Origin of the sequence: Truepera radiovictrix DSM 17093, from assembly GCF_000092425.1 — a bacterium.
Lineage (GTDB): Bacteria > Deinococcota > Deinococci > Deinococcales > Trueperaceae > Truepera > Truepera radiovictrix.
Map to the genome: position 1 here is coordinate 3,014,178 of NC_014221.1, position 20,480 is coordinate 3,034,657.

Annotated in this window: 20 protein-coding genes and 1 tRNA gene; 9 read left to right on the top strand and 12 right to left on the bottom strand. The window is 67.1% G+C overall.

The features are described 5' to 3' along the window. Positions 1-79 precede the first annotated feature (79 nt). Positions 80-1,090 carry a GTP 3',8-cyclase MoaA gene (gene moaA, locus TRAD_RS13805; RefSeq protein WP_013179229.1) on the top strand — a complete coding sequence of 337 codons (1,011 nt, stop codon included), beginning with the start codon at positions 80-82 and terminating at the stop codon, positions 1,088-1,090. Positions 1,091-1,103: 13 nt separating this feature from the next. Here the strand turns inward: moaA and TRAD_RS13810 are convergent, their stop codons facing one another. The 5 genes from TRAD_RS13810 to TRAD_RS15465 all read right to left on the bottom strand — a co-directional run bounded on the left by TRAD_RS13810 (position 1,104) and on the right by TRAD_RS15465 (position 5,914). Beyond that, entirely contained in the window at positions 1,104-1,988 is an 885-nt protein-coding gene (locus tag TRAD_RS13810; protein WP_013179230.1) for a metallophosphoesterase, read from the bottom strand. Between the two features lie 63 nt (positions 1,989-2,051). Then, positions 2,052-2,432, bottom strand: a complete 381-nt coding sequence (locus TRAD_RS13815) for a response regulator (protein WP_013179231.1) — start codon at positions 2,430-2,432, stop codon at positions 2,052-2,054. 60 nt (positions 2,433-2,492) lie between these two features. After that, on the bottom strand, positions 2,493-3,665 hold the full coding sequence (locus TRAD_RS13820; protein ID WP_013179232.1) for a thiolase family protein: 1,173 nt from the start codon (positions 3,663-3,665) through the stop codon (positions 2,493-2,495). A 175-nt stretch (positions 3,666-3,840) separates the two neighbouring features. Continuing rightward, positions 3,841-4,287 carry a hypothetical protein gene (locus tag TRAD_RS13825; RefSeq protein ID WP_013179233.1) on the bottom strand — a complete coding sequence of 149 codons (447 nt, stop codon included), beginning with the start codon at positions 4,285-4,287 and terminating at the stop codon, positions 3,841-3,843. Between the two features lie 169 nt (positions 4,288-4,456). Beyond that, positions 4,457-5,914 carry a PAS domain-containing sensor histidine kinase gene (locus tag TRAD_RS15465; RefSeq protein ID WP_049773137.1) on the bottom strand — a complete coding sequence of 486 codons (1,458 nt, stop codon included), beginning with the start codon at positions 5,912-5,914 and terminating at the stop codon, positions 4,457-4,459. A 133-nt stretch (positions 5,915-6,047) separates the two neighbouring features. On the opposite strand from TRAD_RS15465, the gene TRAD_RS13835 reads away from it, so the two are divergent. Next, positions 6,048-6,123, top strand: a tRNA-Lys gene (locus TRAD_RS13835). A gap of 373 nt (positions 6,124-6,496) precedes the next feature. On the opposite strand, the gene TRAD_RS13840 is transcribed toward TRAD_RS13835, so the two are convergent. From TRAD_RS13840 to TRAD_RS13870, 7 genes are all read right to left on the bottom strand, one after another. Beyond that, positions 6,497-6,730 (bottom strand): ChaB family protein, encoded by a 234-nt coding sequence (locus TRAD_RS13840; protein ID WP_013179235.1) that lies wholly within the window; start codon positions 6,728-6,730, stop codon positions 6,497-6,499. 11 nt (positions 6,731-6,741) lie between these two features. Then, on the bottom strand, positions 6,742-7,614 hold the full coding sequence (locus tag TRAD_RS13845; RefSeq protein WP_013179236.1) for an SDR family oxidoreductase: 873 nt from the start codon (positions 7,612-7,614) through the stop codon (positions 6,742-6,744). Positions 7,615-7,666: 52 nt separating this feature from the next. Then, entirely contained in the window at positions 7,667-8,485 is an 819-nt protein-coding gene (locus TRAD_RS13850; RefSeq protein ID WP_013179237.1) for an SURF1 family cytochrome oxidase biogenesis protein, read from the bottom strand. Between the two features lie 93 nt (positions 8,486-8,578). Continuing rightward, positions 8,579-11,290, bottom strand: coding sequence for a cytochrome c oxidase subunit I (ctaD, locus tag TRAD_RS13855; protein WP_013179238.1), 2,712 nt, complete (start codon positions 11,288-11,290; stop codon positions 8,579-8,581). Then, complete coding sequence (gene coxB, locus TRAD_RS13860) at positions 11,287-12,438, bottom strand: cytochrome c oxidase subunit II (RefSeq protein WP_013179239.1); 1,152 nt, start codon at positions 12,436-12,438, stop codon at positions 11,287-11,289. Before coxB ends, ctaD begins: the two co-directional genes overlap by 4 nt. Positions 12,439-12,448: 10 nt before the next feature. Next, a complete protein-coding gene (locus tag TRAD_RS13865; RefSeq protein ID WP_013179240.1) occupies positions 12,449-13,345 on the bottom strand; it encodes a heme o synthase in 897 nt (298 codons plus the stop codon). Continuing rightward, positions 13,342-14,346, bottom strand: a complete 1,005-nt coding sequence (locus tag TRAD_RS13870; protein WP_013179241.1) for a COX15/CtaA family protein — start codon at positions 14,344-14,346, stop codon at positions 13,342-13,344. Before TRAD_RS13870 ends, TRAD_RS13865 begins: the two co-directional genes overlap by 4 nt. 382 nt (positions 14,347-14,728) lie before the next feature. On the opposite strand from TRAD_RS13870, the gene TRAD_RS13875 reads away from it, so the two are divergent. The 7 genes from TRAD_RS13875 to frr all read left to right on the top strand — a co-directional run bounded on the left by TRAD_RS13875 (position 14,729) and on the right by frr (position 20,473). Continuing rightward, positions 14,729-15,250: a hypothetical protein gene (locus tag TRAD_RS13875; protein WP_013179242.1), complete on the top strand. Its 522-nt coding sequence runs from the start codon at positions 14,729-14,731 to the stop codon at positions 15,248-15,250. Positions 15,251-15,335: 85 nt separating this feature from the next. Next, the gene (locus TRAD_RS13880; protein WP_013179243.1) at positions 15,336-16,175 is read left to right on the top strand and encodes a PIG-L deacetylase family protein; all 840 of its coding nucleotides are present in this window, start codon (positions 15,336-15,338) and stop codon (positions 16,173-16,175) included. A gap of 144 nt (positions 16,176-16,319) precedes the next feature. Further along, complete coding sequence (locus TRAD_RS13885) at positions 16,320-17,387, top strand: tetratricopeptide repeat protein (RefSeq protein ID WP_185095179.1); 1,068 nt, start codon at positions 16,320-16,322, stop codon at positions 17,385-17,387. A 178-nt stretch (positions 17,388-17,565) separates the two neighbouring features. Beyond that, positions 17,566-18,393, top strand: coding sequence for a 30S ribosomal protein S2 (gene rpsB, locus TRAD_RS13890; RefSeq protein WP_013179245.1), 828 nt, complete (start codon positions 17,566-17,568; stop codon positions 18,391-18,393). Positions 18,394-18,489: 96 nt separating this feature from the next. Beyond that, positions 18,490-19,083, top strand: a complete 594-nt coding sequence (gene tsf, locus TRAD_RS13895; protein ID WP_013179246.1) for a translation elongation factor Ts — start codon at positions 18,490-18,492, stop codon at positions 19,081-19,083. 50 nt (positions 19,084-19,133) lie between these two features. Further along, positions 19,134-19,877, top strand: a complete 744-nt coding sequence (pyrH, locus tag TRAD_RS13900; RefSeq protein WP_013179247.1) for a UMP kinase — start codon at positions 19,134-19,136, stop codon at positions 19,875-19,877. A 41-nt stretch (positions 19,878-19,918) separates the two neighbouring features. Beyond that, positions 19,919-20,473: a ribosome recycling factor gene (gene frr / locus TRAD_RS13905; RefSeq protein ID WP_013179248.1), complete on the top strand. Its 555-nt coding sequence runs from the start codon at positions 19,919-19,921 to the stop codon at positions 20,471-20,473. Positions 20,474-20,480: the final 7 nt, after the last annotated feature.

Below are 20,480 nucleotides of genomic sequence, written 5' to 3' on the forward strand. Positions count from 1 at the left end.
CCCACGCCCCGCGTTCTCGAAGCGGACGCTTGGACGCGTGTCGGCTGGGGCCCGCCCATAGGGGGCAGGGTTCAGTACCATGAGGGCCATGACCCACCCGGCGCCCGCAGCCCCCACGACGCTCACCGACCGCTACGGCCGCGTCGTACGCGACTTGAGAGTCAGCGTGACGCCGCGGTGCAACTTCCGCTGCACCTACTGCGACCCTCTGGGCCTCGGGCACGCCGACCCGGTGGGCACGCTCAGCGTGCAGGACGTCGCGCACGTGCTCGAGGCGGCCGTGGGGCTCGGGATGCGCTCGGTGCGCTTTACGGGTGGCGAACCGCTCCTGCGCCGCGAGCTCCCCGAGATGATCGCCTGCGCCAAACGCCTCGGGGTCGAAGACGTCGCCATCACCACCAACGCCACGCTCTTGGAGCGCCGCTTGGACGCGCTCTTAGCAGCGGGGTTGGACCGCGTCAACATCTCGCTCGACGCCGTTTCGCCCGCGGTCTTTAGACGCGCCACGGGTGGGGGGAACCCCGACCCCGTGTGGCGGGGCGTCACGCTGCTCCTCGAGCGGGGGCTGCACCCCGTCAAACTCAACGCCGTGGTGATGCGGGGGATCAACGACGGCGAGATCGCCAAGCTCGCCGAGCTGAGCCGTGAGCGGCCGCTACACGTGCGCTTTATCGAGTACATGCACCTCAACAACGCCGCACCCGGGGCCTACCGCAGCGCTTTTATGCCGGGCGCAGCGGTTCGGGAGGTCGTCGAGCGGGCCTTCGGTCCCCTCGAGCCCGTCCCCACCGACCCGAGCGCCCCCGCCCGCCTCTACCGGGTCCCCTCGTGGGCCGGCGCGATAGGGTTTATCAACCCCGTCTCCGAGCCCTTCTGCGGCGCCTGCAGCCGGATGCGGCTCACCAGCGACGCCAAGCTGCGGCCCTGTCTGCTCAACGACCGCGAGTTCGACGTGCGGCCAGCGCTCCTCTCCCCCGAGCCCGTCCCGGCCCTGCAGGAGGCCTTTCTGGTGGCGGCCCACCGCAAGGTCGCTTCGGGCGTGACCGCGCCGACCGAGCGGCGCCGGACGATGGTGGCTATCGGGGGGTAGCGCACGCAGCCCCCTAGAGAGACGGCACGAGGTCGAACACGGCGAGCTCGGCGGGGCAGTTAAAGCGCACCGGCAGCAGGCTCACCCCGAGACCGCGCGACACGTAGACCTTGTCGGGTTGCCGCACCCACCCCTCGGCGTAGCGGTTGCCGAAGCGCGAGGAGGTGTAGAGCGCCCCTATGACGGGCAGCCTCACCTGGCCGCCGTGGGTGTGGCCGATGAGCGTCAAGTCGACGCTAAAGGGCATCTCGGGTAGGTAGTCGGGTTGGTGGCACAAAAGCACGCTCGCGGCGCCCGGCGGCAGGTCCTGCAAGGCCGCCTCGAGGCTCGGCGCGCCCGTCCCGTAGTCGTCGACGCCGGCGAGGTAGAGGTCATCGCGGAGGCTGACGCCGCGGTTGACAAGGAGCGGGATGCCGGCCGCGGCGAGGGCCGCCTCGAGCGTCGGCAGGTCGCGGCGGAAGCGGACGCGGTCGTGGTTACCCAGGCACGCCCAGACCCCCAAGGGCGCCGACAACCCGGAGAGCGCCTCCACGAGGGGCTCTAGGGGACGCGTCAGCTCCTGGTCGACGATGTCGCCGGTGATAACGATCAGGTCGGCCCCCTCGGCTTGGGTCTGCGCGACCCAAGCTCGCACCGACCCCTCGCGGATAAAGGGGCCGTAGTGCAGGTCCGAAAGCTGCGCCACCCTAAGGGGCGCGCGCAGCTTGGGGAGCTCGAGGAGGTGGTGCGTCACGCGCGCGCGGTAGACCTCCCCCGCGACCGAACCGCCCAACCAGGAGAGCCCCACGGCGCCGAGCAGCGCGAGAAACTCGCGCCGCGAGAGGTGCGTAGACGTGGGGACCCGTTGCGACTCGGCGGTTGGGGACCGGTTGCGAGAGGAACGTGCGGACGACGACATCTGAGCAGCATACCGCGCCGCCCCCGTCCCGCTGCGCGCGGCCTACACACCGGCGACCGCGACCTATGGCGTGGGTGTGGCGGTGAGCACCTCGCGCACCGTACGCTTAAAGCGCGGGAGGTCGAGAGGTTTGGCGAAGCAGGCGTAGACGCCGTGCTGCGCGAGCGCCTCTTCGGTGAGGGGGTGCGCGCTCACCACCAGCTTGGCAACGCCGCGTTGCGACCACACAGGACACGTGTGGAGGCGGCGGAGGAGCTCGAGACCGTCCATCACCGGCATGTCGAGGTCGGTGATGAGCAGCTTGGTGTCGGGGTGGTGCTCGAGCTGCTTAAGCGCCGCCGCGCCGTGTTCGGCGAGCGTCACCGCGTAGCCTTCACGGCTCAGGACGCTCCGTAAGAGAAGCCGCGTGGTGGGGTGGTCGTCGACGACGAGGATGGTTGCCACGGCACGGAGTCTACGGCGGCGCGTCTTACAAGGTTCTTACGGGGCGCTAACTAGCGGTCGCTACACCCGCTTGAACAGCGCCGCCATCCCCTGGCCTCCGCCCACGCACATTGAGATCACGCCGTACTCGGCCCCGCGCCGACCCATCTCGGCGAAGAGGTCGGCGGCGATGCGCGCGCCCGTAGCGCCCAAGGGGTGCCCGATGGCGATCGCACCCCCGTTGACGTTGAGCTTCTCGTCGGGGATACCGAGCTCGCGCTGCGAGTAGAAGCACTGCGAGGCGAACGCCTCGTTGATCTCGAAGAGGTCGACGTCCGCGACCGTCATTCCGGTCTTTTGGAGGAGCGCACGGATCGCCGGCACCGGGCCGACCCCCATGATCTCGGGGGGCACCCCGACGACGGCGGCCTGCACGAGCTTCGCGAGCGGTTTGAGACCGAGCGCGCGGGCGTCCTCCTCGGGCATGACCACGGTCATGGCGGCGCCGTCGTTGAGGGGGCTCGAGTTCCCCGCCGTCACGGTCGCCGCGTCGTCGTCGGCGAAGACCGTTTTAAGCCCCGCGAGGCGCTCCAAGCTGGTGTCGGCGCGGGGGCCCTCGTCGTGCTCGAGCGTCACCTCGTGCCAGGCACCCGCTTCGTCCTGGACGCGCGTTGCGACCGGCACCAGCTGCTCGTCGAAACGCCCCGCCGCGCGCGCCGCCACGGCCTTCTGATGCGAGCGCAGCGCGAACACGTCTTGCTCCTCGCGGGTGATGCCAAACTTGCGGGCGACCGCTTCGGCCGTCTGACCCATCGTGTGGTACGCCTCGGGGTGGCGCTTGTAGAGGCGCTTATTGATCGACATCGTGTGCCCCCCCATCGGCACGCGGCTCGTGCAGTCGCTGCCGCCCGCGAAGACGACCTCGCTCATGCCGCAAGCGACGGCGTGCGCCCCCTGCACCATGGTCTGCAACCCCGAAGCGCAGAAGCGGTTGATGGTCGCCCCCGCGACCGTCTCCGGAAACTCGGCGATCTGCAGGGCGATGCGCGCGAGGTTGTACCCCGCTTCACCCTCCGGGTGCGCGTTGCCCATGAGCACGTCGCTGATGCGCCCGGGCTCTAGACCGGGGGTGCGCTCGAGTGCCGCGCGCAGGATCAACCCGCCGAGGTCGTCCGGACGGGTGTCTTTGAGCTTCCCCTTGTGCGCCCGCCCGACGGGCGTCCGCACGGCGGTGACGAAAACGGCTTCTCTCATAGCCACTCCTTTGCGTAGGGGCGTGACGCCGGGACCGTCGCTCGGCGCAGGCCGACGCTAGCGAGGTGTGCACCAGCGCGCCCCCCCACCAACAACCGGTTAGCGCCAGAGGCCGCCCCGCGATCTGTCAACCCTTGCAGTATACCGGTAGCATACACCGGAGCCCTTTGGTCCACTAGGTCCGGTACGCCAAAGACGAGGTTTTCGAGACACCTCGGGCGCTGGCACCATGGGTACCATGCGCGCGCCACGAGGTCTCGTCGGCCGCCGTCGCCGGATCGGCGGTCGCGCCACCCTCACGGGGGCTGTCGGCGCGGCCGAGGGGTTGGAGAAACACGAGCAGAGCCCCCTCGACGGTGCACTCGAGCCAGAGCACCTTCGCGTTTAGGGGCGGGCGCTGAGGGCGCCCCTCAGCCCGCCTCTCAGGGCGGAGCAGCACGCTGCGCCCCGCGTGATAGAGGTCAGCGACGTCGCACGCCAAGCGGTAGAGCGCGCCCACCCCCGACGCGCAGCCGAGCAGGCGCGGCTCCGTGCGCCACACCAGACACGTGTGACGCTCGCCGAGCTCACCTCCGACGGGGTAGAGCTGCCCCAGCTGCCCGCAGAGCCGTGCGTAGGTCACAGTCGCCTCACCTGAGCCCCACACCTCCAACCCCTAGGGGCTGGGGGCGCCCTGAGAGGCGGGCGCATCCGCTTCAGGCGGTGCGCCTTGAGACGCGTCGTCGAGGGGGTGGTGCGGACCACACGCCAGTTTAACGGTTCGCGGGCGGTTGAGGCGCGCTTGCACTGCGCTACGAAGGCACCTCGAACAGGCACGTCACCACCGTCCCCTCACCGCGACGCGAGGTGAGCTCGAGCTGCGCGCCAATAAGGCGCGCGCGGTAGTCAAGAAGGCGCAAACCGATGCCCCGCCGCAACCCCGCCTCGACCTGCGGCTGAAAGCCGCAGCCGTCATCTTGCACGGTGAGCGCGACGAGGCCATCGGTGCGCGCGAGGCTAATACCGATAGCGGAGGCCTTGGCGTGCTTTGCGGCGTTCGTGACAGCCTCCTGAGCGATGTAGTAGAGCTGCGTCGCGAGCTCGAAGTCGTTTACGTAGATGGGTTCTTCGTAGACGAAGCTGCAGGGGACCCCGTAGAGCTCCTCGACTTTGGTCGCAAGCCCCCCGAGCGCCATCATCAGCCCATTGGCGCTGCGCTGAACGGGGGCCATCCCCTGGACGACGGTACGCAGGCTCGTCACCCCAGCCTGCACGAGGCCGTAGAGCGCCTCGGCGCGCTCGGCGAGGTCGTCGTTACGCGACGCCAGCGTGCGCGCGAGCGCTTTGGCCTGGAGCGCCGTACCGATCAGGTGTTGCTGAAGCGCGTCGTGCAGTTCGCCCGCGATGCGCTGCTGCTCGCGCGCGCTGATGTCGAGCGCTTGGCGCTCTAAAAGGCGCCTTTCGGTGACGTCGCGCTGCGTCGAGACCCAGTGGGTGATGCTGCCCAGGGCGTCGCGGATCGGCGCGACGTGCCACGCCAAAATAAAGGGGGAGCCGTCCTTGCGGTAGTTGATGGTCTCCCCCTGAAAGACGCCGCCGCGACCTAGGCGCCGCCGCATCCGGTTGAGCACCGCGCGGCTCGTGCGCGGCCCCTGAAACATCCGCGGCGTTTTCCCGAGCACCTCTTCGGGTGCGTACCCCGTCATCGCCGAGAACGCCCGGTTGACGTAGAGGATGCGCGGACCGGGGCGCTCGAGCGCCGCTTCGGTGACGATGACCGCCTCGTTGGCGTGCTCGAGCGCCTGCGACATCAGCGCCTGCTCCGCCTGCGCCGCCTTGAGCAAGGTGATGTCGTTTTGCACCCCCAAAAAGTAGACGAGACTTCCTGCTCGCCAGATCGGGGTGATATGCAGCTCGTTCCAGAACATCGCGCCGTCTTTGCGGTAGTTGCGCAGCTCGACGCGGATCCCCTGCCCCCGCGCGATGGCCGCGCGCAGCGCCGGAAGGGCCGCCTGGTCGGTGTCGCGACCTTGCAAAAAGCGGCAGTTGCGCCCTAGCACCTCGTCGCGCGCGTACCCCGTCAACCGCTCGAAGCCGCGGTTGACGTAGATGATGGGGTTGTCGGGCAGGCGCGGGTCGGTGATCAGCACGACGTTGTTGGCCGCCTGCACCGCCTCACGGAGCATCTCGAGCTCGTCGCGCTCGCTCATCGCGGCGAGGCGCCCCCTAATCTCCTCGGCCAAGCTCTCTGGTGGCTCGATCCGCCTCACTCCCCTCGCGCTGCCCTTTCATCTTGCCACATCCCAGCTTGCGGCGGCGCTTTTTCAGAAGTACAACCCACAAAACGCGCGATGTAGCCCCCGCACCCACGTGGCCTTTGCGGGGCGCTAAACTAAAGGCCTTGGGTCGTTAGCTCAGTTGGCAGAGCAGCTGACTCTTAATCAGCGGGTCGTAGGTTCGAGCCCTACACGACCCACCACAGATAAGCTGTTTGGGACGGCAAAGAGAGAACCCGCCGGAAGTGGCGGGTTCTCTCTTTGGGCAAAAGTATTGCTATCTGACTGCTACCGGAACCGTTTCAGTTAGCTACACGCGGCGTCCTTGGCGCTAGCAGCTCGGTGAGGCTAATCACGGCGGCTTGACGTTGCTCTTTAAACCTGTGGCTGTACTTGCGGAGCGCCGAGGGGTCGAAGGTGGGGCGGTGTGGCCTACACGACCGACCAAGCGCGCCAGACCCCGCCTTGCCCGCGAGACGCCCCCCCTGCAGCAGATGTAGGCGTGCGCGTTGGGTGACGGTTACCTTACCCCAGCTACCCTTACACCGCGCAGCTCGTTAGAGGCGTGCTCCGGCTTTACAACGACCGCTCCCGCCAGCGCCCGTGCTCGTCCTTTTCGTAACGCTTGCCCACCGCCGCCCACGCGACGCGGTGGGCGACCTCTTCGCGCGAGGCGTCGTCGCGTCGGCTTTCGGGGTCTTTGTACTCCTCCCACGCGCTGTTGTAAGCCGCGCGGTAGATCTCTTGGGCGTGCTTGGGTAGGTTGTCACGCACGGCGTCCGGGAGATCGCTGAGCTTGTCGTAGGGCATCTTGGCCTCCTCTACCCACCGACGATGTCGCCACCGTTGGGATGCAGCGTCTGACCGGTGATATACGACGAATCCGACGAGGCGAGAAAGACGTATGAGGGCGCGACCTCCTCGGGTTGACCGGGGCGTCCTAGAAGGGTGTCGGCGCCGAAGCTGGCCACTTTTTCCTCGTCAAAGGTCGACGGGATAAGGGGCGTCCAGATGGGACCGGGGGCGACCGAGTTGACGCGGATCCCCTTGTCAGCCAGGTTCTGGGCGAGCGAGCGGGTAAAGGCGACGATGGCGCCTTTTGTCGCGGCGTAGTCAAGCAGCCCGCCCGAGCCGCGAAACGCCGTCACCGAACAGGAGTTGATGATGGTGCTCCCCTCGCCAAGGTGCTTGACGGCGGCTTTGGTCATGAAAAAAGTGCCGAAGACGTTTGTGCGGAAGGTGCGCTCGAGCTGCGCCGCCGTGATGTCTTCGATGCGCTTTTGTGGGTGCTGCTCGGCGGCGTTGTTGACCAGAACGTCGAGCTTGCCGAGCGTGGCGACGGTCTTCTCAACCGCCTCGCGGCAGAAGGCCTCGTCACCAACGTCACCAGCGAGAAGCAGGCAGCGCCGACCCTCGGCCTCGACCTGGCGTTTGGTCTCCTCGGCGTCCTCGTGCTCACTCAGGTAGAGCACCGCGACGTCCGCCCCCTCGCGGGCGAAGTGCACGGCCACGGCACGGCCGATGCCGGAGTCGCCGCCGGTAATCAGCGCGACTTTGCCCGCGAGCTTCCCCGACCCCCTGTAGTCGGGCCCCTCAAAGGCCGGCGCCGGCGTCATCGCGCTCTCCAAACCGGGCTGCTGGTCCTGCGTCTGCGGTGGCAGCGTCTGGTCGTCCGCCGTTTGATCGTCTGGCATGGCGTCCCCCTGGTGCGCGCCCGCCCTCTAGGGGGCGGGCTGACTGGGGCCATTATCCAGCGGCGCTACCCCGCCGACTGTTCTCCACGTCCGCTTCCCCCCCCGCAGCGCGGCGCTCCCGAAGGACGCTGCGGAGCAAAAAGGCGTACCCGACGACGCCGATCAGCGCGAAGGAAAACCACTGCAGCGCGTAGGAGAGGTGCGGGCCGCCGTCGAGCTCGGGTGGGGGTAAGGGGCGCGGGAGCGGCCCCTCTTGGGCCGGCGACTGCGCGGTCAGCTCGAGGTAGACGGGGTCGAGCCGGTACGGCAGCTGTGCGCTGAGGCGCTCGGTATCGACCCAGAACACCGCGTCGAGCTCCCCCGTCGGCGGGTCCTTCGCCCCCAAGCCGGCCGGCTGCGTCTGGCGCGGCAAGAGCGTTCCGCTCACCGTCACCGGACCCGCCGGCGGCGCCGCCTCGGCGACGGGCGGCGTGTCGAGCTCAAAAGGGACCCAACCGCGGTCGACGAGCAGGGCGCTGCCGTCCTCGAGCAGGAGCGGGGTGAGCACGTGGTAGCCCGGTTGCCCGTTGAGGGCGCGCGACCGCAAGAGCACCTCGCGCGCCGTGTCGAAGCGCCCCGTCACCTCGGCGCGGCGGTAGGCGATCGACGCTGCGTCCTCGGGTGGGGCCTCGAGCGACAAACGCGCGCGCAGCTGCGGGTAGGGTTCCGGCTCGGCGGCGAGGCGCATGCCGACGAGGGCGTTGTAAGCGCCCCGCTCTTCGTGGCGCCGCAGCTGCCAGAAACCGAAGTTGACAAACAGCACCACGAGCGTTAGCGCGAGCAGGTGGCCGGCCAACCAACGCGGTGAGAGGAGTTTATGGGTAGGGTTCATCGGTAACCTCTCGCGGGCGGCGTTCGCGCCGCCCCTAGCGGACTAGCCGAAAAAAGGGCCGCGCGCGCGGCCCTCGGGGCGTCCCGGGGGGACTTAGTTGCCGCCCCCCTGCGGCTGTGCCTGGGGTTGTGGTTGTGGCGGTGACTGTGGTTGCGACTGCGGTTGCGGGCTCCCTTCGGGGATCGCCGGCGTCCCCTCCTCACCGGCCGCAGGACCCGGTTGCACGAAGTCGGGCTCCGCCGGCGCGGTCTCCGTGGGGGGCGGGACCGCCGGGGTGGTCGACTGGGGCAGCGTCGGGATCGCTTGCTCCGTCCCCTCTTCGCCCATGATGGTGTCTTGCATGTAGACGCCGAAGGGGTCGCCGGGGTTACGGACGACCTCCGGCCCCTGATAGAAGATCGGCAGCACGTAGACGAGCAGCAAGACGACGATCCAGACGCCGTCGACGAGGTGCCAGTAGGCCACGGGGACCTCGACGCCGTTATGCAGCTTCGGCGTGAAGTGACCCCTTAGGCCCCGCACGAACGCCAAACCGAGCATGAAAAGGCCGATCACGACGTGCAGCATGTGCAGCCCCGTGATGGTGAAAAAGGCCGACAGGTAGAGGTTTTGGCGCGGGTCGTAGTGAGCGAGGATCTCACGCCACTCGATGCCGGTAATGCCCAAAAAGACGGCGCCGAGGCCGAGCGTCCCGGCGAGCAACCCCAAGAAGGTCTTGCGCTTGTCCTTGATGAGGTCGTGGTGCGCCACGTGAACCGTCACCGAGCTCGAGACCAGGAAGAGCGTGTTCAGTAGCGCTAGGCGCAGGCTCGGCAGCTCCTCGGGGAAGTTCATCCGGCCCGAGAAGAGCAGGAAGAGGTACGCCGAGAAGATCATTAAAAAGAGCGCGACCTCCGAGCCCAGGAACCAGTAGGCGAACATCATGCCGTTATTCACGCGGGTGCGGTTGTGGTGTTCGACCTCGAGCTCGATCTCGGGGCTTTCAAAGGCGGGTTCGCGCGCCCACATCACGATGGCGAAAAGCGCCAGCAGCAACCCGCCGAAGAGCAGCGGCCCCTGTAGGATCAACCCGACGAGAAAGAGCGTCAGGCCGACCGTCGAGACAAACGGCCAGATGCTCGGGTTCGGCAGGTGAATCTCCGAGGCGCGCAGCGCGGCGTCCTCCTTAGGCGGCCACAGCCCCAGCTTGATCCAGTCGTAGAGCGGGCGCTCGCTGCGAAACTCCTCGGGCAACTTCACGCCGAAGTTGTAGGCCGGCGGCGGGCTCGCCGTGGCCCACTCGAGCGTGTAGCCGTAGCCCCACGGGTTGGGGCCCGCCGTCTTCGGCCCGCGCAGGCTGATGATCACGTTGTAGACAAAGAGGATAAAGCCGAAAGCGAGCATCAGCGAGCCGAGCGAGGAGATCGCGTTCCAGACCCCCCAACCGAGCCCCTCCTGGTAGGTGTAGATGCGGCGCGGCATCCCGAGCAGCCCCAGCACGTAGTGCGGGAAGTAGGTGACCATAAAGCCGAAGAACCAGAGCCAGAAGAGCCACTTGCCCAGGCGCTCGTTTAAGAAGCGGCCGGTCATCTTGGGGAACCAGTAGAAGATCCCCGCCATGATGATAAAGATGCTGCCGCCGATCAGGATGTTGTGGAAGTGCGCCACCACCCAGTACGAGTCGTGCATCTGCCAGGTAAAGGGCACGAGCGCGAGCGCCACCCCGGTAATCCCCCCGATGGTGAAGAGGAAGATGAACCCCAGGCTCATCAGCATGGCGGTGTTAAAGACGATCTTGCCCTTCCAGATGGTCGCCAGCCAGTTAAAGATCTTGACCCCCGTGGGCACCGCCACGAGCATGGTGGTAAAGGCGAAGACGGAATTAAGCAGCGGGCTCGCCGTCGAGGTGAACATGTGGTGCGCCCACACGAGGTAGCTCACCAGGGCGATCCCCATGGTGGCGCCCGCGAGCGCGACGTAACCGAAGATCGGTTTGCGGGTAAACGTCGGCAGCATCTCGGAGACGATGCCGAACCACGGCAGCACCATGATGTACACCGCCGGGTGCGAGTAGAACCAGAAGAGGTGTTGGTATAAGACCGGGTCGCCGCCGATCGCGGGGTTGTAGAGGCTGATCCCGGTCATCCGGTCCATGAGGGTCAGCATGGTCGCGGCGGTGATCCCGGGGGTCGCGAGCACCTGCAAAAACGAGGTCGCCATCACCGCCCAACCGAACATCGGCAGCTGCCGCCACCCCATCCCCGGCGTGCGGAGGTTGACCATCGTAACGATGAGGTTGATCCCCCCGAAAACCGACGAAAAGCCGACGAGCTGCAACCCCAAGATCCACGAGTCGACCCCGGCTTGCGGTTGGTACTCGGAGCTGGCGAAGGGGAAGTAGGCGACCCAGCCCCCTTCGGCCCAACCACCAAAGAGCGGCGCGGCGTAGAGCGTCAGCCCCCCGAAGAGGTAGAGCCAGTAGGCAAACGCGTTCATCCGCGGCAGCGCCATGTCGCGCGCCCCGATCATCAGCGGGATAAAGTAGTTCGCGAACCCTGCAGCGATCGGGATAATAAACAGAAACTGCATGGTGCTGCCGTGCATGGTGAGCACCTGGTTGTAAAACTGGCCGACCAGCACGTCCATGTTGGGGCGCGAGAGCTGCAACCGGATGAGGAGCGCCTGCAGCCCGCCGAAGGCGAAGAAGACGAAGCTGGTGACCAGGTACATGATGCCGATCTTTTTGTGATCGACTGTGGTCAAGAGGTCGAGCCAGAGCGGCTTGGTGCGAGCCGTCTGGGGAACGGTGCCGGCGGTGATGCTCATCGGTCGCCCTCCATGCTAGCGATCTCGGTTTCCGAAAGGGATCCCGCCTCGTCGACGGGGTAGCCAGAGGCGTTCACGTGGTTTTGCGGCCCCTCGCCGCGAATGGCCGCGCGCAGGTCGAACTCGGGGAGCGTGAGCGTCTCCAAGTAGGCGGCGATGCGCTCCGCCTCCTCCTGGCTGAGCCCCAAGTTGGGCATCGCCACCCCCGGTTTGACGGTGTCGGTAAAGCGCAGCCAGCGGATCATGTTCTCCCGGGTGTTGGGGAGCATCCCCGCGGCGATCGAGGTGCGCGAGCCGATGTGCGACAGGTCGGGCCCCGCGCGGTTGTAGGCGTTGACCCCCTGCACCGCGTGGCAGTTGATGCACCCCTTTTGCACAAAGAGCTGCGCCCCCTCCTGCGCCAGCGCGTCCTCGGGGGGCGCGGCCGGTCGCTGCGCCGCCGCCACCCACGCCTCGTAGTCTTGCGGCGAGAGCACCACGAGGCGCAGGCGCATGTTGGCGTGCGAGTCGCCGCAGATCTCGGCGCACTGGCCGTAGAACACCCCCTCGCGTTCGGGGGTAAACCACATCGCCCGCTGGTTGCCGGGAATAAGGTCGGTCTTTCCGGCCACCTGCGGGATCCAGAAGGAGTGCATGGTGTCGCCCGAAGCGAGGTTGAGCCGCACGGGTTGACCGACGGGCGCGACGAGCTCGTTGGCGGTGACGATGCCCAGCTCGGGGTAGACCATCTCCCACCAGAACTGCCGCCCGACGACGTTGACTTCAAGGGCGTCCTCCGGGGCGGCGTAACCCTCGAGCCGGTAGATCGCGCTCAGCGTCGGCACGAGCAAAATAGCCAAGATGATCAGCGGAATAATCGTCCAAGCGATCTCGAGCTTGAGGTTGCCGTGGGTCTGCGGCGGCTCCTCGTCGTGGTTGCGGTCGCGCAGACCGCCGATAATCCCCGCTGTCATAAACGCCACGACGACCGCGAGCACAAAGATGCTAAAGCCCATAACGAGCCAGAAGAGCTTGGAGATCTCGCGGGCGTTGGGTGAGGCGACGTCTAAAATACTGGGCGTTGGCAGGCTCGGGAGCGCAGCGAGCGCGCCGCCCCCCAGGCCTAGCACCAGCACCCCCAAAGCGAGCAGAACCGACTTTTTCTTCACGCTCTCTCCTTTATGCCAGGGCGCGGTCGAGCGCCATGGTGACAAATAAAAGCGCCAGATACGACATCGAATACTTGTAGAGGCTTAGCGCCGTCGGCCGGTCGACCCGCTCGGCGCGCCGCACCGCCACGAGCAGCTTAGCGACCCGCAGCAAGAGCAGCACGTTGAGCACCAGAGCCGCTAGAAAATAGGCTACCCCAAACTCGTGGAGCGCAAACGGGATCAGCGTCAAGACGACGGTGAGCAGGGCGTACATCACCATCTGCAAGACCGTGGCGCGCTCACCGATCACCGCAGGCGCCATCGGCACCCCGACCGCCTGGTAGTCGTCTTTGATAAGGAGCGCGAGCGCCCAGAAGTGCACCGGCGTCCAGAAAAACACCAGCGCGAAGAGAAACCAGGCGAGGAGGCTGAGTTCGCCCGTCACCGCGGCCCACCCCACGAGCGGCGGCACCGCCCCGGCGGCGCCGCCAATGACGATGTTCTGCCAGGTGGTGCGCTTAAGCCACATCGTGTAGACGATGACGTAAAAGGCGATCCCCGCCCACGAGAGGAGCGCGGCCAGCACGTTCGAGGCGAGCGCGATCACGACGAACGAGAGAAACGTCAGCGCGGCGGCGAAAAGGAGCGCGTCGCGCGTCGAGATCACCGACGTGACCGTCGGCCGGCTCGCGGTGCGCTTCATCCGCAGGTCGATGTCGCGGTCGTAGACCATGTTGAAGACGCCCGCCGCCCCCGCTGACATGTAACCGCCGACGAGCAGCCCCAAGAGCGGCACCCACCCGGGGAAGCCGCTCGCCGCGATAAACATCGCGCCGACGGTCGTCAGCAGCAGCAGGCTGATGACTTTGGGTTTGGTGAGCGTAAGGTAGTCGCGCCACGTCGCGCGCGCGGGGGCGGGGTTCACATCAGGCTCCCGTCGCCCTGGGGTTCGCGCAGGGGCGCACCGGGCGCGCGCGAGGCCAGGCGGTGCAGCTGCAGCGCGCGCGGCTCGGGCGTGTCGCCCAGGGTGTAGACCGCGAACACCGAGAGCAGCGCAAACGCCGCTACGGCGAGCCCCAGGTGCAGCACCTGCAGGGTCACGGGGGCGAGCAGGGCGAGGTTAAGGGTACCCACGAGCAGCTGCACCACGTAGACGCCGAGCAGGGTCTGCGCGGTGCGTTTAGCGCGCGCCACCGGTTTGAGCCACCAGGAGAGCCCCAGGCTCAAAAAGAGGTAGAGCCCCACCGAGATGGCAATGAGCGGGTGCAGGATGCGCAGCCGGATCAGCAGGTGCGACGTGGGGTCGAAGTCGGCGGCGATGCCCGCGGCGAGGCTTTCGGAGGGGAAGATGGTGTTGCCCATCGCCGCGATGCCCCCCGAGAACATCAGCACGAGCATCCCCACAAGGCCCACTGCGAGCACGGTCGTTACGAGCGGTTGCGCGCCCGCGCGCACGGGGCCCGGCGCCCTCGGCAGGGCGTAGACCAGCGCGGCGCAGAGGGCGCCGACGAGGAGCAGCGAGTTGACGAGGTGCGTCGCGACCATCAACCCGCGCCCGACGGTCGCGTTGTCCCCCGTCAGGCCGAGCAGCACGGTCGCAGCGCCCAGAAGGGCCTCGACGATGAGGAAGAAAAAGGCGAGCGACGCCCAGGTAAAGAGCGGCGGGTTCTCCCGCTGAAAGCGCCACGCCCGCACGAGCAGCCACAGACCCAACAGGAGCGCAGCTAGCGACAGCAGGCGGTGGGAAAACTCGATGAGCGTCTCTACGCTCGGGGCGAGCGGCACCACCTCGCCGTTACAGAGCGGCCAGTGGCGGCCGCAACCGGCGCCCGAACCCGTCGCGCGCACCACGGCGCCCTGCAAGATCACAATCGCGTTGACGACGACGGTCAGCCACGCGAGCGCTGGCGTTGACAGTTTCAGCATCCTCTTCCGCCCTTCCTGGCCACTCCCCTTGTGCGGTGAATCGGTTGGTCGATACATACCATGGTTTGCTCGAGGACCTTCTTGCGCAGGAGCCTGAGACCTTCATTATAGGGAAGCGAGCGCGCGGGGCTCTTAGGACAATTGTCCCAGAACGCGCCCCGCAAGGCAGCCCAGAACGCGCCCGACGTGCGGCTTCTGCACGCCCGCCATCCTGCCTCGCTATAACGTGTTGCACCTGACACTGTGCGGGCGCTGCGCCGGTTGCGCAGCGCCCTTTAGCGTAGCACCCCGAGCGCGCCCAAACCGCGCCGCCGCACTTGCACCCGACCCCTTGAGGCCCGCTATGATGGCGGTGCTACAGGTCAACCCCAAGGGAGGCGTTATGTTCGTTCCGCTACTGCTCTCGTCCGTCGCCGCGGGTCTTATCGCAACTGGGGTCATGGTCTTTTTCCTCTACCTGCCGCTGACGTGGCGCGGCAGCTACTACGACGTCCTCGGCGCGCTCGGCTCGGCGATCACCCGGCGCGTCGACGCGCAGGCGCGCTTTTTGGGCGGGCTTATCTACTTTGCGGGCGGGATCTTTTTCGCGGTCTTCTACGGTTGGGCGACGCTGTCGCTGCTGCGGCTCAACTACCCTCTGCCGCAGCTCAACGTCTTCCCCGGGTTGCCCGTCGAGGTCAACCTGTTCTACCCCCTTTTGGGCGCCGTCGTCGGGTTGGGGCACGGCATCTTGGTCGCCTTTATCCTGACGATCATCGTGATCGAGCACCACCCGCTCGAGCAGTTTCGCTCGCGCTTTATCCTGGTCGTGTCGCAGATCATCAGCCACGTCGCCTTCGGCGCGACGGTGATGTTTTTCCACTCGCAGTTTCTGCAGCTCCTCACCTCCCCCGGGGGGGCCTAAGCGGACGCCACCTCCGATTGCAGCGCCGACATCAAGCACCGACACGAGACGGCCACGGGGGCGGCGGCATGCCACAATAGCGCCTATGGCCGCGCCACCACCCTCTCGCAACGCCGCCGCCTCCCGGCCCCCCACCGCAGCACACCGCACCTCCGCCGCCGACCCCGCGCAGAGCAGCGAAAACCCCGCCGAGCAGGCGCTCGGGGCGCCCCACCAACCCCACGCCGGCGAGCGCCACCGCATCCTCGCGGTCTTCGCCCACCCCGACGACGAGCTCGGGTGCATCGGCAGCCTGCGCAAGCACGCCGAACGGGGCGACGAGGTGATGCTCGTGTGGACCACCCATGGCGAGCTCGCCAGCCAGTTCGAGGGGGCCGCTGACGCGTACGTCCGGAGCGTGCGCCAGGAGCACGGCGCGCACATCGCCGAGCTCGTCGGCGCCGAGCACCACTTTTTCGATTTCGGCGACTCGCGTATGACGGGCAGCCGCGCCGAAGCGCTCGAGCTCGCGCAGCTCTACGCGCGCTTTCGGCCAGACGCCGTCATCGCCTGGAGCGACGACCATCCCCACCCCGACCACCGCATGAGCGCGAAGATCGCCTTTGACGCCATTACCCTCGCGCGCATCCCCAAAATCCTCGCCGAGGGGCGGAGCGCACCGGTCCCCCCCCACCGCAAACCCGTACGCTTTTACCAGTACCCTTCGGCGGGGTCGTCGTACCCGGTCGTGCACGTCGACGTCTCCGCGCAGATCGAGGTCGTCAAGCAGGCGTTTGCGTTTTACCAGGCGTTTTACCAGTGGCCCTTTTCGGTGGCGCAGTTTGAGGGGAGCCTCGCCGCGCGCGGGCGCGAGGTCGGGGTCCCTTACGCCGAAGCGTTTCAGCTGCGGCAGCGCTTCCCGCCCGCGCTCGAGCGGCTCGTGTAAGCTGCACACGGCTCTCTCACGCTGCGTGGTCATGATAAAGCTTATGTCGGCTTCTGTGTTCGCCCCCCTCGCGGCGAAGTTGTTAGAATGTGGCGCCCTCGCCGCTGGCGAGGTACCCCGCCTCTGGAGGACGTCCCTGTGAAGATGCGCGCGCTTCTCGCCCTGCTCCTACTCCCCGTCGTATGGGCCCAGGAGCTGACCGAGCGATCGACCGACGAGCTGCTGCGCTACGGTGACGTGCTCTACGCCCAGGGCAACTGCCTCTCGGCGCGCCTGTTTTACCAGCAGGTTTTAGAGCGCGAGGCGAACAACCCCGACGCGCTTCTGGGCAAAGGCCAAGCGCTCGTCTGCGAGGGGGCCTTTGACGAGGGCATCGCGACGCTGCAGCGGGTTCTTGAGGCGGCACCGGAGCGTACCGAAGCGTACCTGCGCCTCGCGAGCGCCTACGTCGAGCAGCACCGGAACGCCCCGCAGCGCCACACCGAGGGGCTCCAGGAGGCCCTGGCGGTGCTCGAAGAGGCCGAGTCGGCGGGCCTCGGGGGCGCCGAGCTGCTCAACTTGCGCGGGATGATCCTCTACCGCCGCGGCGAGCTCGAAGCCGCCCGCGACGCGCTGCAGCGCGCGGTGGCGCTCGACAGCACGGCCGCCGCCTACTACGAGAACCTGGGTCTAACCTACCTCGGCCTCGGCGAGCTCGAGCCGGCTGTGCGGACGCTGCGCCGCGCGGTGACCCTCAACCCCGACAGCGCCTCGGCGCGCAACCAGCTCGGCAGCGCGTACCTGCTGCTGGGCCGCTGCGAGGACGCGCTCTTCGAGCTCGAGCAGGCCGTCTCGCTCGCCCCCGAACAACTGGAGACCAACTTCAACTTGGGGCGCGCGCTCTTTGACTGCGGCGAGGTTCGCGCGGCGCGGCCCTACTTCGAAAAGGTCGTCGCGTTAGACGTCACCGCTCTGCCGCCCGTGTACACCTACCTCGCCCGCATCGACCTCGAAGAGGGGAACTACGACGCGGCGGTCACGCAGGCGACCAAAGGGGCGCTCTTGCCGCAGCCGAACGCTGCTGAGGCCTACTACTGGCTCGGCCAAGCGTACGAAGCGCGCGGCCGAACCTCCGAAGACGGCGCCTCCGACGCGGAAAAGGCGCGCGAGGCGTACGAGCGCGCGCTGCAGCTCGACGGCTCGTTTACCCCGGCACGCGAGGCGCTCAACTGACCTAACGCCGCGCTTGGTGTATACTGCACCCTTGGCGCGCCCTGCGCTAGCTCTAGAGCTGCGCAGGGCGGTTTGCTGAGGTGAAGAGGGGCGCGCCAGCAGCAGCGGGGTCGTCTGCGGCGCTTAGGGCCCCCTTCGCACGTCACTTTAAGCCCTAACGCCCCGCTTTGGAGGAACCGTGTCCTACTTAGGCATGAAGCAGCTGCTCGAGGCCGGCGTTCACTTCGGTCACGAGACCAAACGTTGGAACCCGAAGTTTAAACGCTACATCTTCGCAGAGCGCAACGGCATCTTTATCATCGACCTGCAAAAGACGCTGCAGGAGTCGGACAAGGCGTTTGACTACCTCAAAGACACCGCCGCGCGCGGCGGGACGATCCTCTTCGTGGGGACCAAAAAGCAAGCGCAGGAGATTCTCGCCGCCGAGGCGCGCCGCTGCGGGATGCCCTACCTCAACGAGCGCTGGCTCGGGGGGACGCTCACCAACTTTAAAACCATCCGCAGCCGGGTCGAACGCCTTAAAGAGCTCGAGCGCATGTTCGAAGACGAGTCCATCTTGCGCTACTCCAAAAAGGAGCAGATCGACCTCGGCAAGGAGCTGCAGCGCCTGCAGCGCTACCTGGGCGGGATCAAGGACATGACCCGGCTGCCGGACGTGCTCTTTGTCATCGACCCGACGAAAGAGGCGATCGCCGTGCGCGAGGCCAACAAGCTGCGCATCCCGGTCGTCGCGCTCGCCGACACCGACTCCGACCCGGACGTGCTCGACTACATCGTCCCCGGTAACGACGACGCCATCCGTTCGATTCAGCTCGTCACCGCGCGCCTCGCCGACACCATCGTCGAAGTCCGCGGCGGCGCCGCCGAGAGCGTGAGCGCCGAAAGCGCCGGGGAGACGGAGCGCGAAACCCTGCCGACGCCGGTCTCCTCCCCCGAGCAGATGATCGCCGAGGCGGCGCAGCGCGGCTCCGAAAGCGCTGCTACCGGGGACGCCGAGCCCGCCTAACCCACCCCGTCAAGACCGTGTAGCGGGCGAGCGCGGACGCGTCCGCGCTTCGCCTTGCTCACGTGAGCCCAGTGCAACCCCAGAAAGGAACCGACGATGGCTGTCACCATGGAGGACATTAAAAAGCTCCGCGCGATGACCGGCGCGGGCATGATGGACGTCAAAAAGGCGCTCGAGGAGACCGGCGGCGACCTCGAACGCGCGGCGACGCTGCTGCGCGAGCGCGGCATCGCCAAGGCGGCGAAAAAGGCCGACCGCGAGGCGCGCGAGGGCTTCGTCGGCGCGTACGTGCACCACAACGGCAAGATCGCCACGCTCGTCGAGCTCAACTGCGAGACCGACTTCGTCGCCCGCAACGAAAAGTTTCAGGAGCTCGCGAAAAACATCGCCATCCACATCGCCATGGCCAACCCCCTTTACAAAAGCCGCGACGACGTACCGAGCGAAACGGTCGAAGCCGAGCGCAAGGTGCTCGCCGAGCAGGCGCGCCAGGAGGGGAAGCCCGAGCAGGTGGTGGCGAAGATGGTCGAGGGGCGGCTCGGCAAGTTTTTCGCCGAGGTCTGCTTGCTCGAGCAACCCTACATCAAAGACGACAAAAAGACCATCGAAGCGCTTCTTAAAGAGGCGGTCGCCACGATGGGCGAGAACATCCAAGTTGGCGCCTTTTATCGCGTCGCCATCGGCGAGTAATCGCCTGGGCCGCGCGAGCGCGGCCCACACCACACGACTTGGAGGGGCGTGTGCGCGTTCTGCTTAAACTCTCCGGCGAGTTTTTGGCCGGCACCAAAGGCGTCGGCGTCTCCCCCGAGGCGACCCGCACGCTCGCTCAGGAGATCGCCGCCGCCCACCGCCAAGGGGCGCAGGTCGCCGTCGTCGTCGGCGCGGGCAACTTCTGGCGCGGCGCCCAACACGGCGGCGAGATGGACCCGGCGACCGCCGACTACGTCGGTATGATCGCCACGGTGATGAACGCCGTAGCGCTGCAAGACGCCCTCGAGCAGCAGGGCATCGACACGCGGGTGCAGTCGGCGATCAACATGCAAGAGGTCGCCGAGCCCTACATCCGGCGCCGCGCCCTGCGCCACCTTGAAAAGGGGCGCGTCGTCATCTTCGGGGGCGGCACCGGCAACCCCTTTTTCACCACCGACACGGCGGCGGCGCTGCGCGCGCTCGAGATCGACGCCGACATGGTCTTGATGGCCAAAAACAAGGTCGACGGGGTTTACAGCGACGACCCGCGCAAAAACCCTCACGCCGAGCGTTTCGAAACGCTCACCTACCTCGACGTGCTCAACCAGGGGCTCAAGGTGATGGACGCGACCGCCATCAGCCTCTGCATGGGCAAGGAGATGCCCATCGTCGTGTTCGACATCTTTACCCCCGGCAATTTGGGGCGCCTGCTCGCCGGCGAGCACGTCGGCACGCGGATCAGCTCTGCGGCCACGACCCCCGCTTCGGCGGGGACGCTGCCGGGTACGGTATAAAGAACCGGGCGCGCCGCACTGCCCTGCAATAAGGAGGCACGATGAAAGCCGTTTTGGACGAAGCGCGCACGCGCATGCAAAAGTCGCTCGAGGCCTTTGAAAACAACATCGCCGCCGTACGTACGGGCCGCGCCAACCCGGCGATCTTAAACCGGATCCAGGTCAACTACTACGGCGCGCAGACGCCCCTGAATCAGCTCGCGACGGTCTCCTCCCCCGACGCCCGCACGCTCGTCATCACCCCCTTCGACAAGAGCGTCGCCAAGGACATCGAGAAGGCGATTCGCGAGAGCGACCTCGGCTTCAACCCGAACAACCGCGGCGACAGCCTCTTTATCAGCGTCCCCCCCCTTAACGACGAGCGCCGCCGCGCCCTCGTCAAGCAGGTGAAAACGATGGCCGAAGAGGCGCGCGTCGCCGTGCGCAACGTCCGCCGCGACGCCAACGAAGAGCTTAAAGAGATGCGCAAGGAGAACCTGCTGACCGACGACGAGCTGCGGCAGGGGGAGAACGACGTGCAGCGGCTGACCGACGAGTTTGTCGGGCAGATCGACAAACGCGTCAAGAGCAAAGAAGAGGACATCATGGCGGTGTGAAACCCGC